This is a genomic window from Marivita sp. (assembly GCF_051251565.1).
In the GTDB taxonomy this organism is placed as follows: domain Bacteria; phylum Pseudomonadota; class Alphaproteobacteria; order Rhodobacterales; family Rhodobacteraceae; genus Marivita.
The window spans coordinates 400,584-414,660 of sequence record NZ_JBPOFB010000003.1; the positions used below are offsets into that span (position 1 = coordinate 400,584).

General features: G+C 60.3%; 11 protein-coding genes. 2 read left to right on the forward strand and 9 right to left on the reverse strand.

Annotated features, from left to right (window positions below):
- Positions 1-16: 16 nt before the first annotated feature.
- The 7 genes from addA to regB form a co-directional block, all read right to left on the reverse strand.
- Positions 17-3,415 carry a double-strand break repair helicase AddA gene (gene addA, locus ACSHXH_RS06545; RefSeq protein ID WP_435670971.1) on the reverse strand — a complete coding sequence of 1,133 codons (3,399 nt, stop codon included), beginning with the start codon at positions 3,413-3,415 and terminating at the stop codon, positions 17-19.
- A complete protein-coding gene (gene addB / locus ACSHXH_RS06550) occupies positions 3,412-6,357 on the reverse strand; it encodes a double-strand break repair protein AddB (protein WP_435670972.1) in 2,946 nt (981 codons plus the stop codon). Before addB ends, addA begins: the two co-directional genes overlap by 4 nt.
- On the reverse strand, positions 6,350-7,030 hold the full coding sequence (locus ACSHXH_RS06555; protein ID WP_435670973.1) for a nucleotidyltransferase family protein: 681 nt from the start codon (positions 7,028-7,030) through the stop codon (positions 6,350-6,352). The genes addB and ACSHXH_RS06555 overlap by 8 nt, the downstream gene beginning before the upstream one ends.
- Positions 7,023-7,994, reverse strand: a complete 972-nt coding sequence (locus ACSHXH_RS06560) for an aminoglycoside phosphotransferase family protein (RefSeq protein WP_435670974.1) — start codon at positions 7,992-7,994, stop codon at positions 7,023-7,025. Before ACSHXH_RS06560 ends, ACSHXH_RS06555 begins: the two co-directional genes overlap by 8 nt.
- On the reverse strand, positions 7,991-8,464 hold the full coding sequence (tsaE, locus tag ACSHXH_RS06565) for a tRNA (adenosine(37)-N6)-threonylcarbamoyltransferase complex ATPase subunit type 1 TsaE (protein ID WP_435670975.1): 474 nt from the start codon (positions 8,462-8,464) through the stop codon (positions 7,991-7,993). The genes ACSHXH_RS06560 and tsaE overlap by 4 nt, the downstream gene beginning before the upstream one ends.
- 51 nt (positions 8,465-8,515) lie before the next feature.
- A complete protein-coding gene (locus ACSHXH_RS06570) occupies positions 8,516-10,033 on the reverse strand; it encodes a PAS-domain containing protein (RefSeq protein ID WP_435670976.1) in 1,518 nt (505 codons plus the stop codon).
- Between the two features lie 75 nt (positions 10,034-10,108).
- The gene (regB, locus tag ACSHXH_RS06575) at positions 10,109-11,497 is read right to left on the reverse strand and encodes a sensor histidine kinase RegB (RefSeq protein WP_435670977.1); all 1,389 of its coding nucleotides are present in this window, start codon (positions 11,495-11,497) and stop codon (positions 10,109-10,111) included.
- Between the two features lie 117 nt (positions 11,498-11,614).
- On the opposite strand from regB, the gene ACSHXH_RS06580 reads away from it, so the two are divergent.
- The gene (locus tag ACSHXH_RS06580) at positions 11,615-12,241 is read left to right on the forward strand and encodes an SCO family protein (RefSeq protein ID WP_435670978.1); all 627 of its coding nucleotides are present in this window, start codon (positions 11,615-11,617) and stop codon (positions 12,239-12,241) included.
- 78 nt (positions 12,242-12,319) lie between these two features.
- Positions 12,320-12,874, forward strand: coding sequence for an ActR/PrrA/RegA family redox response regulator transcription factor (locus ACSHXH_RS06585; protein WP_435670979.1), 555 nt, complete (start codon positions 12,320-12,322; stop codon positions 12,872-12,874).
- A 78-nt stretch (positions 12,875-12,952) separates the two neighbouring features.
- Here the strand turns inward: ACSHXH_RS06585 and ACSHXH_RS06590 are convergent, their stop codons facing one another.
- On the reverse strand, positions 12,953-13,438 hold the full coding sequence (locus ACSHXH_RS06590; RefSeq protein WP_435670980.1) for an N-acetyltransferase family protein: 486 nt from the start codon (positions 13,436-13,438) through the stop codon (positions 12,953-12,955).
- Positions 13,435-14,031 (reverse strand): hypothetical protein, encoded by a 597-nt coding sequence (locus ACSHXH_RS06595; protein WP_435670981.1) that lies wholly within the window; start codon positions 14,029-14,031, stop codon positions 13,435-13,437. Before ACSHXH_RS06595 ends, ACSHXH_RS06590 begins: the two co-directional genes overlap by 4 nt.
- Between the last annotated feature and the right edge of the window lie 46 nt (positions 14,032-14,077).

A 14,077-nucleotide genomic window follows, 5' to 3' on the forward strand; every position in this document is an offset into this window, starting at 1 on the left:
GGGTCGATGTATGAGACTATGTATCCATGGCCGGGGCGTCAAGGTCGTGCACCCGTCCAATGGCGTGCGTCGTCAGGGGGGCGGGCAACGGCATGTAGGTGGCGCTGCGCGTCCAGAGGATGCCGGTTTCGATCTCACGATCCGGGTAAATCGCGGCCAGCATCGCCCGATACGCGCCCATTTGGCGCAGCAGCCCTTCCGGGGTCTGCTCTGCCGCAACCGGCACGGTGCGATTGGTTTTGAAATCCACAGCGATGATCTTGGTATCTGTAATCACCAGCCGGTCGATGATCCCGTGCAGGATCTTATCCGGTAATGCCGGAATGGCCGCTGTCACGGGCACTTCACACAGGGTCTCGGGTGCAAAGAACCGGGTCATGTCCGGGGCGTCCAGAACGCGTAGCGCTTCATCGACAAGGTCAGCCGCCAAGGCATGATCCCCGATGATCTTCGCGGCGATACCGGGGCGATCTGCACGCGGCACATCAGGCAACACCTCAAGCAGCAGGTGGATCAGCGTGCCGCGTTCCATGGCACTATCGCTCAGGTCGCCATCCGCACCGGGCAGCGCCTTGGCGCCCCCCAGATCAGAGGGGCTTAACACAGGTCTAGCTGCTGCCGGCACGGGCGCCTTGGCCGAAAAGAGATCAGGCAAAACCACTTCTGCCACCTCGTCGGTCTGCACCGGGGCAAAGCCAAAGGGCACGGGCCAGTCCAGATGTTCCAGCCGCTGACCGATTTGTAGGCCGTCATCGTCAAAGGCAAACGTGTGCTCTATGCCTCCGCAGGTGGCAAGCGTGGCAGAAACCCGGTCATGCCAGCTTTCTGCGCTCTTGTCCGCCGCGCCTGCCGCCGCAATCACCAGCCACCGTTCGGCCCGTGTCAGTGCCACATATAACAGCCGGTCCTGTTCTTCGGCATCCGCCTCGCGCGCACGCTCCACCGCCGCTGTCTGATAGGCCGCGCGCGTGGTGTCAGACCCGCGCCAATGCGCAGACCCATCCGCCACAACGAACGTGTCCTTATTGGCCTGTGACGTCTTCTTATGCGTGTCGGGCAGGATCACGATAGGCGCCTCCAACCCCTTGGCGCCGTGGATTGTCATCACCCGGATGCGCGCACCCGCGCTGTCCACGGTGCGCTTGATCTCGATGTCGTCGGTTTCCATCCAATGCAGAAATCCGGTCAGGCTTGGAATGTCGGTCTGTTCATAAGCCAGGGCCTGATTGAGCAATGCATCAATCCCGTCTTCCGCCTCTTCGCCAAGCCGACCAATCAGCTTTTGCCGTCCCTGGTGACGGATCAGGATACGCTCCAAAAGATCATAGGGGCGCAGAAAATCCAGATTGTCCCGCAGGTCGTCCAAAACGGAAAGAACAGCGGAAAATGCGTCTCTACGCCTGCGCAACTCGGCCCAAAGATGAGGAGAGGTACGCCGATGTGCGAGGTCGAAAATCGCCTGTTCATCAAGTCCAAACAGGGGCGATCGCAACGCAGAGGCCAAGGATAGACTGTCTTCGGGTGTGGCCAGAAACGCCAGTAATGCGCGCAGATCCTGAACAGCCAGTTCTGCCATGACCTTGAGCTTGTCCGCCCCGGCAATCGGCAGGTCGAGCCCCTTGCAGGCCTTCAGGATTTCATGAAACAGCGCGCCCCGGCTGCGCACAAGGATCAGGAAATCGCCCGCATGCACAGTCCGTGTTTGGGGGGTACCATCCGCTGCCTTACCAAGTGGCAGCGCGGTACCATTCGCAAGCGTGTCCCGGATGAACCGCGCCACGCGCTGGGCAAGGACAACATTGTGATGCGTTGGGCTGACCCGGTCCACAGGGCTGTCCCACGGCATGTCGTCCTCGTTGTCGCCGGCAGGTTCGATCAGCGGCCAAAGGTCCACCCGACCGGGCAGGGACTCGTGAAACGCGATATGGGTCTGATCCTCTAGGAAACCCGCTTTCTCGCGCCCTTTGAACACTGCGTCCACCAGCCGAAGGATCGGCACCGAGGATCGGAACGAATAGCTCAGCTGCCCATCCCGAAGTGGTGCATCGGTCGCTTCCATCTGATCCTGAAAGGAGGTGCGCATGTGATCGAATTCCTTGGGATCAGCACCCTGAAAGGAATAGATCGACTGCTTTTTGTCTCCGACCACAAAAATCGTGCGCCGCACCCCGCTGCGCGCCCCGTCGCCCGAAGTAAATTCGCGGGCAAGCTGGTTGATCACGTCCCATTGCGCCGGGCTTGTGTCCTGGGCTTCGTCCACAAGGATATGGTCGATGCTTCCATCCAACCGGTACAGCACCCATTCCGCCTGTTGCCGGTTCCGAAGCAACCCACGCGTCCGGCTGATGAGATCGTCAAAATCCAACCATCCGCGCGCCTGCTTGGTCTGCTCATAGCGCTGCAAAAAGCTCTCGGCAAAGCGGTGTAGCGTGGCATCCCGGTCCACCGCCTCAATCGCCAGCCGTGTCTCGCGCGCGGCTTCGATCCGTTGGTAAAAGTCCTCAAGACGCGTGACGCTGACCGCCAACGCGCCTTTGCGCAGCTTCATCGTTGGAGGCAGATTTTTCCGTCGCTCTCCCTTTTGGGTGAACACGATATCCTCAAACCCCAAAAGGGCCGCCATATCCCCGGCCTGACCTGCAACAATCGCATCCGCCAGATCGTTGTCGCTTTTGCCAACGCCGCGCAGATCAGACACCAATTCGGCCAAAAACGCCGTTTCGCCTGCGGGAAACACCGTGGCCAACACCATCGGGATCGTGTCATGCGCGGCCAGCCCATAGCGTTTGGCCAGAACTTCCCGCGTCAATGCGGGCGTGAATGCGTCCCGGTGACCCACAATCGTTTCGCCCAGATCCTGAAGCGGATTGTTCGACGCGATGCGCGCGATCTGCGCGATCAGGTCGGCTTCGGGGCCGCTGGCCATCTCATCAAGGATCTGTTCGCGCAGCAATTGCGCCGCGCGGTCGTCGATTTCCTGAAACTGGGGGCTGACCCCGGCCTCAAGCGGGAACCGCCGCAGGATCGACGCGCAAAAGGCGTGAATTGTCTGAATCCGCAATCCACCCGGCGTCTCGATCGCGCGGGCAAACAAGGTCCGGGCCCGCGCCAGAAACGCGCTGTCCAGCATGTGCGGGTCTTCGCCCAATTCCTCCAACTGCTGTGAAAGCGCGCCGTCGTCCAGCATAGCCCATTCGCCGAGCCGTTTGAACAGCCGGTTCTGCATCTCGCTGGCAGCGGCATTGGTGAATGTCAGGCACAGAATATGTTCGGGCCGCGCATTGCCCAGCAAAAGTCGCGCCACACGGTCGGTCAGAACACGGGTCTTGCCCGATCCGGCATTCGCCCCAAGCCATGTTGACGCCGCCGGATCAGCCGCGCGGACCTGTGCAAGGGTGGCGTCATCGCGGATCATGTCAGGGGCACCTTTTGGGCAGTGAATGACGCGTTCCATTCGCCGTAACGTGACAGCTGATCATAATCCGATCCAAACGTGTCTTTGTGCATCTGATTGCGCGCGGTATAGCCCATCTCGGGGTCACGATAGGCGTCGATCAGAGTGTTCAGCATCGCCAGCGTTCGTTCGGGCGGCGATACATCCAGCGGCGCTTGCACCTCTTTGGCGTCCCCCCCAAACGAGATATAGCGCGCATCCGCCACGCCGCGCGGCGACAAATCCGGGAAGCCGCCTTCACACAGGATTGCCGCGGTGACCAGCAATTGCACGTCAAAGGCCAACTGCCGGTCCCACGTTGGGGCCGTGCCCGTCTTGTAGTCATAGACCAACGCCTCGCCCCGGTCGTTCAGGTCGATCCGGTCTGCCTTGGCGGTCACCCGGAAGGGCGGTTCTGCTATGTCGATTGCCCCGGTCTTTTCGAATTGAACCGGCCAAGAATAGGCCCGCCGCGCGCGTTCCTGTTCGACAAACCACCGCGCCACCTTTTCGATCCGCACCCGCCATTGGATGCGGTCCGTAGGCCAGGGAACATTGGCCTCAAGCACCGCACGCGCCACACACAGCAGCTGGTCCTCTGTCACCAGATCGACGTTTTTGGCCGCGTTAGAGACGAATATTTCGAACACTTTGTGGATGATCGTTCCCCGGTGCATCGCGTTGGGTGCATGCTGGATCGGGTTCAATTGCCGAAGCCGCAGCACCTTGGACGCATAGATCGCGTAGGGATCGCGGATCAGCCGTTCGATATTGGTCACGGACAATTGGTTTGGCCGCGCTGTCACAGGCGGCACCGGCGACGGACGGGGTGCAGGTGGCGCATGGATCGGCGGCTCAAGCGCGCGGCCCAACTCCAGCCATCTGTGCCCCTTCGCCTCCATCTCAGCCAGTGCTTTGGGCCCGTTGATCTGTGGCAAGCCCTGCATCAGGTTGTTCAATCGGTTGAGCCAGCGTGACGGCACCGTCTCTGCGTCTTCGGATCGTTCCGCCCGTGTCAGCCAGACCTCTTTAGCCCCGATCGCCTGTTGGAAATCATGCGCGGCCAACCCGATGCGCCGTTCGGGCAACAACAACCCGGCCTGTTGCCGCATCTTGCGATTGAGCCACGGATCGGCAGGCGGCGCGTCGGGCCAGCTTTGTTCGTTCAGCCCGCCAAGGATCACCAGGTCCGCACCCATGACCCGCGCCTCGATGGTGCCCCACATCAGGATATGTGGATGCGGCGCATCCCGGTCGCGCACCTCTTCCGCCCGCAGCAGCGCATCAACCAGATCGGCATAATCCTGCGCCGACATGCTGCCGCCATGACCCGCGTTTTCGATCAGCGCGTCAAACGCCTTGCGACAGGTGGTGCCTGCCTTCTTGTCCCAAAGCTCTGACGCGTCATCGCTGCACGACCCGGCGCAGATAGCCTGTGTTGTGGCAATGTGCTGCTGCACCAGATCGGCCAACGTCTGATGTGAGGTCATTGCGGGGCGCAGCACATGGGTATCGACCCACGCGAGCCAGTCCTTGGCCTCATCCGCCTTTGACCAGCTTTCCAGCTGCGCCAGGTCGGGATAGGGCACGCCCCTGTCCCGGATGAACAGCTCAAGCTCGGATGTCCAAAGCCGGTGCTGACCACGCTCTGCTCCGATATGGCACAGCGGATGCTTGAGGATTGTCAACAGCGCGTCTGCGGTCGGTCCCCTGGTTGCCAAATGCGCAACGTGCCGAAGCAATCGCCCCGGTGCGGACAATTGGGCAGGCGTGCCCGCACTGTCATCTGGGAGAATGTCCCACCGATCCAAAAGTGCAGACACCCGCCGCGTCAGCATCCGATCCGGCGTGATCAACGCCGCCGTTGTTCCGTCCTCGGCCGCCTGTCGCAACCGCAACGCAATCGCGCGGGCCTCGTCCCTCGGAGAGGCCGCTTTTACCAGCGTTAGAGACTGTGTTGCGGCCTCCAATGGCGGAAGGTTCGGGCCATCTGACAACCATTGATCGGTCACCGGCGCAGGGCGCAGTGCCAAGGACACAAGCGCATTGCGCGCCGGGTTCGGGGCGGGTGTGTCGGTCCATGGTGCAACGGCATCACGGCCCACACCCACCGCATCCATAAGCTGGGCAAAGCGGAATTGCGGGTGATCTTCGCCCTGCATCGCCTCGGAATTGCGCACATCATCGCGCAGCGCGTCCCAAACTGCACCTGGCATGTCAAAGTCAAACCCTGGCAGGATCACTGCGCCTTGCGGCAGGGAAACCGCCGCCGTCATCAGCTTGAACGCCGATCCACGCGACCCAGTGGACCCGGCAATGACAATCGGATGGTCGGGCGGGGCATCGCGCCATTGGGCCAGTCGTCGGTCCAGAACCATCCGGTTGACTGCCGCCGCATCCGGCGCGTCCAAATCGGGCGCAAAATATGGCATGACGATTGTCAGAAACCGCAGCGCCTTGTCCCAATGGCCGGATTGGTCGCTGACATCCAGCGCCGCAATATCGTCTGGGGTGACCCCTTCCGCCTGCATTTCGTCCATCAACGCGCCAAGGCTTTGGGCAAGGTCGTAGACCGCAGATCGCGGGGCAAGGCCCGCGTCGCTTTCGATCAGGCGTCGCACCAACTCGGCCAGTTCAAGTTGCCGTCGCAAGGCAGGCACTGGCTTGGGCAACAGCGCGGCATCCACGGGATCAGCCAGATCGGTGACCAGCCGAATGCGTGGCAGGAATCCTGCACCCAAACTGTCGAACACCGCCTCGACCCGCCGTTGCATGCGCCGCGTGTTCAGGATCAATTCAACCCGCGCCATCGCTTCGGGCGGCTGGTCGGCCAACCGCGCGCGCAGGCCCAGAACCAGCTCGCGCGCGAAATCCGCACCGGGGGGCAAGGCGAACAGGCGGGATCTGTCGGTTGCGTCAAACATCGGGATATCCCAGCATCGTTTCGGCCAGCGTGATGCCGCCGGGGTGCCCGACATCGCACCATGTTCCGGGGTATTCAACCGCCCGCAGCGCGCCATCCGCCTCAAGTCTTTCCCACACCGCTTTCAGCGAAAACACATTCTCCGCAATGTCAGAGACACAATCGGCCCGAATGATCTGCACACCCGTATAAATCGTCTGGGTGCCCCAACGGGCGTACCCTCGATCGTCCAGATCAATGTCGCCCGCCCCGGCATGACCAACCGCCCGCGCTTTGGGCACACAGAGCAACAGCGCGCGCATATCCGGCGTCCATGCCTTTTCGAGAACCAAAAGCGGGTTTGGCCCGTCCCACACGGCATCTGTGTTCATCGTGAAAACAACATCCGCCGCCAGCATCGGCAACGCAGCCTTCAACCCGCCGCCCGTGTCCAGAATGTCCGGCGATTCAATCACCACCTGCACGTTTGTCCCTGCAAAATGATCAACGATCTGCACGGCGCGGTAATGTGCATTCACCACCACCCGCGCGGAGCCAAGATCCTTCACCAAATCCATCGCATGGGTGATCAACGGCTTGCCCGCCACCTCGACCAGTGGTTTGGGGCGGTCCTCGGTCAGCGCGCCCATCCGCGTCCCGAACCCGGCGGCAAAGAGCATGACAGCATCAGGCATCAGGGTGTCCCTTTTGCAAAAGATTTGGGTTCGGGTCTGGGAACAGGCCGTGCACCATGGGCTCCAAATCCCGGAACTCCGGTATCGCAAGGCTGGCGCAGATATGTCCCCAAACACGCGGGATCAGGGCCATGTAGCCGGGTTTGCCTCTTTCACGCGCAAGCCGCGCAAAGATGCCCAGAATACGCAAATTGCGCTGCACTCCCAGCACATGAAACAGCAGCAACACCTCTGCCTCGGACCGCCCTGTTTGATCAAGGTAACGTCGGATCGTCGCCGCGTGACAGGTGGCCGACACATCGCGGCGCGCGTCCTGTAGCATCGACACAAGGTCATAAACTGGCGGCCCGGCCAGCGCGTCTTGAAAATCCAAAAGACCAACGCGGCGCACCGCGGTGCGATCCGGCAACCAGATCATGTTTTCGGCATGAAAATCGCGCAGAACCAGCACGGTGTCAGACGGCACATATCGCGCCAGCAGGTCGGTCAGGCAGTCCGTGATCTTGGTCGCCTGATCGTCTGCGGTGATCCCAAGGCTGGGCAGGTAGTGGGTGAACGCCGGTTCGATCATCTGGCCAAGACTCTCTGGCGTCGCAACGTTCAACCCGCTTGGCAAAGCCGCGGTTTCAAGCTGGCACAACACGTCTGTTGCAGCCGCGTAAAGCGGGGTCTCATGGTCAGGCGAGGCGGCGATCACTTGGGCAAACTGCGCATCGCCGAAATCCTCAAGCAGCATCAATCCGTTCGCGTGGGCCAGAATGTTTGGCGCGGACAGCCCTATTGCGGACAGGTGGCGCGCGATATGTTCAAACTGCCCGGTGTCGCCCTGTGGGTCGATCATCAGAATGGCACGTTTTGGGCCGGAACAGAGCCTGATATACCGCCGCGATGATGCGTCGCCTGCAAGCGGGTGCTGCTTTGCGTTGCCCCACCCGGCCGTGTCCAGAAACGTGTCGATGGTCATAGAAGACTGCCTTCGATCCGCGCGGTCCATCTGGGGTCTGTCCAACTTAGGGTGATCTGCCGTGTGTCGTTTTGGTCAGGATCGTCAAACCGCAGAAGCAGCGCGTTTTCGGGGACAAGATCGCCCATCCGGTCCGGCCATTCGATCAGACAGATCGCGGTTTGAAGCGCATCCAGCAGCCCCAGTTCAATGATCTGGTCCGGGTCTGGCAGCCGGTAAAGATCAGCATGCCACAGTTCGCACTCGGGCAGATCATAGGTCTGCACAAGCGTGAAGGTGGGTGAGGGCACATCCTCGGGCACAGTCAGCCGCGACAGGATCAGCGCGCGCGCGAAATGGCTTTTGCCTGCGCCGATTTGGCCGTCGAGCAGCACGCAATCGCCGGGCCTTAGACCAGCCCCCAATTGGCTGGCCAAAAGCGCGGTTTGATGAGGAGAGGTCGATGTAAAGGCCGCGCGGTGTTGGGTCATGTTGCCATGTTTACCCGCCCCGTCCCGCGTCGCAAGATTGGAAACAGGGACTTAGGCGGAAACCATGCGCAACCCGTCTTTTTCGCGGGGTCCATCGCTGCCATCGCCGCGTTTGGGTGGGGGACAGAACCGGATCAACGTCGCGCCATAGCAAATCGGATCAATCCGACAGATCACTTCGCGCCCGTCCTTGGCACGCAATTCGCTGTCCCAACTGGCGCGTTCCGTGGTGGTGGTGACAAAATCGCGCAATTCGGGCCATACGGGGGCGGGGTGAAACGCCGATTTCCATTCCTGCGTGGCGTCAAGAATGGTCGCGTCTTCGATGCAGGTATCGGGATCAACATTCCACATCCGTTTATAGGCCGCATTGCAGATCGTCAGAATCCCCTGCTGCGTGAACACTGCGACCGCATCATCCATCACATCCAGCATGGACTGCATTGTCTCTAATTCGGTGCGAAACCCCCGTGTCAGAGACACTTCGGCGGTGATGTCGTTGAACAGAAACGCAATCGCCCCATCCGGGTAGGGGCGCCCCGTCACATCCAGCGTCTGACCGCTGGCAAGGTTCCAGGTTTCCCGGAACCGGTCGTCACTGGCGGCAGCCACCAGTTTTGCCATGCGTTCGCGCCAATCGTCATAGCTTTTGGGTTCGGGCATCACCTGCTTTTCCCGTAGCTTGTCGAAGAATTCGAACAGGGCGGGGCGACTGCTCAGGAAATCGACCGATACAGAACTGAGGTCGATCAGCGCCGGGTTGAACAGCGCCAATCGTCTGTCCCGATCAAAAATCGCCAGCCCGGTGGTGAGATTGGCAAAGGTCTTTGACAGGGTCTGCACGAAATTGCGCTGCGCCTCTTCGGCCCGCACCACTGCATCGACGCCGGTCGCATAGTAAAACCGGCCTGTTTCAGTTTCCTTGGTCGTCACCTCAAGCCAGCGGTTCTGGCCTTTGCCCGTCGCATCCAGCCGAAGCCGTTTTGAGCGCAGAACCTCGGGCTGGGACAGCAGATCCGAGAGACGATCCGCCAACGCCGCATCGCCCCCGTGGGCCGCCGCGCAGCGCGCAAAGGCTTCGTTGCCCCAGATAAAGTCGCCATTCAGGTCCACCGTCCAGATCGGATCGGGCGCATGGGTCAAAGCCGGTTCCATACGGGACAACGCAACCTCGTTCTGTTTGCCCTCAAACCAGTTTGACGGATGGTCCGGGTCAGGCATCAGCATCACCTGAAACCGGTGCCCAAGCGCTGTGATCGCAAACAAGATGCCGGTTTCAGGGGACATGCCTTCGGCCTTGTGCAGCGTTTCTGGAAGGCCGGGCGCATAGGCGATCAAGGCTTGCCGCACATCCTGCCAAAGCGGGATGTCGGCGGTATCCGGCAATAACGGCCAGACAGCGTTGTCAGCGTCGATCAGGCGATCACCTTCGAACAACAGGTACAGGGCACCATCTGTAGGTGTGACTGTTTCGGGCACAGGACGGCGGGCAAATAGGGCTAGCCCTGCAACCGTCAGACCCGCACAGCCCAACCCAATCAGGATTGATATCCAAAAAAGCGAATCCATCTTTCACCCGGTCTCCTTCGTCCGTCCAGTGAACCGCAAGAGGATTAACGCTAGGTTAAGACCAGCAGCCTGTCATCATGCTTTGAACGACGGATTTTCCCCGATGCCTTCGCCCTTGGGCAAGCTGGGTGGAACAATGGCGTCGCGCGGCCAGACCACTTCAACAACCGCGCCACGACGCTTCGATGACCCAGACGCCCGGTCCGCACCATTGGCAAAACTAAGCTCGGCCCCCGAACGTTGCAGCAGCGTCTTTGCAATGAACAGGCCAAGCCCCATACCTTCGTATTCCGGGCGCGCGCTGCGGTCGCGGTCGGTGCGGCGGTTGCGCACAAACGGATCCCCGATGCGCCCCAGCATGTTGGTCGGATAGCCCGGCCCGTCATCCATGATCCGTATGGCAATTGTCGTCGCGGTCCAGCGTGCCTCGATCCAGACGGTGGCGCGGGCGAAATCAACCGCATTCTGGATCAGGTTCCGCAGTCCGTGAATGATCTCGGGGCGTCGCAGTGCCAGTGGCGGGTCAATCGCGTCTTCGGTATCGCGGAAGGCGTCGATCAGAACGTCCTTGCCCCGGTGCAAATGCGGCTCAGCGGCTTCACGGATCACCTCGACCAACGGAGCAGAGCGGATGTGCAGGTCTTCCTTGCCGGCCCGGCCCATGGAACGCAGGATATCGCGGCAACGGTCGGCCTGTTCGCGGATCAGGCGCGCGTCGTCCTGAAGCTCGGGCTGGTCCTGCAAATCGTCCATCAGCTCTGCGCTGGCCAGCTTGATCGTGGCGAGCGGCGTACCAAGCTCATGCGCGGCAGCGGCAACGACACCGCCGATATTGTTCAACATCTGCGTTCGGCTTAGCGCCATTTGCGTGGCGACCACCGCGTCGCTCATCGAATTCATTTCTTCAGTGATCTGGCGCGCATAAAGCGACAGGAACACCACCGCGATGGTGATGGCGGTCCATTGGCCGAACACGAACACATCCGCGATGCGCATGATGAACCCCTGTTCGGTGCGCAGGGGCAGGTGGAAAAACACCATCAGCGTCACAAGCGCCAGTGCCGTCGCCCCGATGATGATGGTGGACCGCAAGGTCATGATTGTGGCTGACACAATCACCGGACCAAGGATCAGGATGGTAAAAGGATTGTGAAGACCCCCGGTCAGGTAAATCAGGAAACAAAGCTGCAAGAGGTCAAACAGAACCATCAGAAAGTTCTCTGCTTCGTTCAGGCGTTTGTTTTCCGGGAACACGAAAATTGCGATCAGGTTGCCGACAATTGACACGCCAACCGCCAGATAACACAGGCCAAGTTCAAGTTGCAGGTTATACATCCGTTGCGCCAGCGTGATCGCGGCCAATTGCCCGACGATGGCAAACCAGCGCAGCCAGATCATTGTGCGCAGGCGAATAAAGCTACCGCGCTGCCGTTCTTGGAACAGTCCGAATTCGGATTGAGTCATCTGCGCCCTTTCGCCTCTTGTCCCGGATGTCAAAATCCTTACCTCGACAGTATCAAAGCATAGGCAAGGCCCCCTGGATGAGAAAGGCTTTGTTGGGAAACGGATTGAGAGGCTCGTATGGTACGATTGGCAGCGATTTCAGCGAGTGTGGCGCTTGTCGCATTGGTGGGCGGCATTTGGTATGCAAGCCAGCCTGCGGATAGCGGCGGGGACAAATACGCATCCTGCCGGACGACCAAGATCGCGGGTGGCTCTGACACCATTGGTGGGCCGTTCACATTGGTCAACGCGCAAGGCGAAACCGTCACCGATCAAGACGTGATCACAAAGCCGTCGCTGATCTATTTCGGCTATACATTCTGTCCCGATGTTTGTCCTCTGGACACTGTGCGCAATGCCGAAGCGGTCGATCTTCTGGCCGAGCAAGGCTTTGACGTAACGCCTGTGTTCATCTCGGTTGATCCGAAACGTGACACGCCCGAGGTTGTTGGAGATTTCGCCGCCAACCTGCACGAGAACATGATCGGTCTGACCGGGTCAGAAGAACAGGTGCGCGCGGCAAGCCAAACCTATCGCACCTACTTCAAGGCCCAGCCGGGGGATGACGACTATTATCTCGTGGATCACTCGACCTTCAGCTATCTGGTCATGCCCGAAGACGGCTTTGTCGAGTTCTTTCGCCGTGACCTGACCCCCGGCCAGGTTGCCGAACGTGCCGCCTGCTTTCTTGACGTTGCTGGCTAGCAGGTCATTTGACCGTTGATGTTGGAAAATTCGCCGGTAATACTGGACGATAACGTAAATCAGCGGGAGGAAATCAGCGTGAGCGAGCGGACTCAAGACGATCTCGGCGAGGATAAATCCCTTTTGCTTGTGGACGATGACGAGCCGTTTCTGCGCCGTCTTGCCAAAGCGATGGAGAAGCGTGGCTTCGACGTCGAGACCGCAGGGTCCGTCACCGCAGGGTCTGCCATCGCAACGGCACGCCCTCCGGCCTATGCGGTGGTTGACCTGCGCCTTGAGGATGGCAATGGGCTCGACGTGGTCGAAGTCATCCGCGACAAACGCCCCGACAGTCGGGTTGTGGTGCTCACCGGGTACGGCGCGATTGCGACCGCTGTTGCCGCCGTCAAAATCGGCGCGACGGATTACCTGTCCAAACCCGCTGACGCGACCGACATCACCAATGCGCTTTTGGCCAAGGGCGACGATCTTCCGCCGCCGCCGGAAAACCCGATGAGCGCGGATCGCGTGCGCTGGGAACATATTCAGCGTGTGTACGAGCTTTGTGATCGCAACGTGTCCGAGACCGCGCGCCGCCTCAATATGCACCGCCGGACCTTGCAGCGTATCCTGGCAAAGCGCAGCCCCCGGTAGGGGCTAAAAACTTGCCCATGGGCAAGTTCTCGCATAGGTTGTTGGCTCTACAGCCTTTTGCCAAACACCGTACCGCGCTTAAAGATCAAAGCGTGTGCTGATCTTGTTGACCATCTGCCCATTGGCCAGCCTTTGATCGGGATGCCGTGCATAGGGTTCAAACCCTCGGCTTTGATAATAGGCCAGAGCCCCTGCATTGTCCGTCCTGATCGTCGCATTCATCCAGCGATAGCCAAGGTGTAGTGCGTTTTTGCGGCTTGCCTCGAACAGCTTTGATCCAATGCCAAGCTTGGTCTGACCCAGCATTACAAACGTGGCGATGTCACAGGCCTCGGGGGGTAAATCGGGATGCGGTTCAATGAACTGAAACCCGAGCAATGCGCCTTTGTCGTCTTCCGCGACATGCCACGCGGACCTGTCCGGGGCCTGCCGGAACCACTCCAGTATATCGCCGCGAGACACGTCTTGCGTGTACGCTGTTGTCCCACCTTTGCGAATGATCGCTGTCAAAAGCTCTGCCATGGCGCGGGCATCAAGATCGCCCGCGCGCCGGACTGTGATCACACCATCTGCCCCATCAAGGTGCCATGGCGATTGGTAAAGTCGCGGCGCACCTCGACCGGGGGGCGCAGAACAATCGTCAGATCCGCGATCAGATGGAGATCCGGCGCGCCAAAGAACTTGTCCGCCTCAACGCGTGTGAACCCGGCAATCTGGGTGGCCTCCATCCAGGCGCTGATGCGGTCGGCTTTCTTGATCTGCTTTTTCAACTTGGCAGGCGTCACGGCAGGCAGTCCAAACCGGATATGAATGGCCGCTGTCAGCCTGTCATCCAGCGCGCCATATCCCGGACCGACAGCCGCTTTCACGGGTGAAATCATATCCCCGATTACGTATTCCGGCGCATCGTGCAAAAGCGCGGACAGCCGTTCCGCCGCTGTGGCCGTTGGGCACAAGCGGGAAAACAGCGTTTCAACCAAAAGCGAATGCTCGGCGACCGAGTACGGAAAATCCCCGAAGGTCTGACCGTTCCAGCGCGCCACAAAGGCAAGACCATGGGCGATGTCCTCGATCTCGATATCGACCGGGGTCGGGTCCAGCAGATCAAGCCGCCGACCGGACAGCATCCGTTGCCATGCGCGTGGGGGTTTCGCCATAATATGCCTCGTTTTTATATTGGGTAAGGCGGGGAGTGACCGTTGT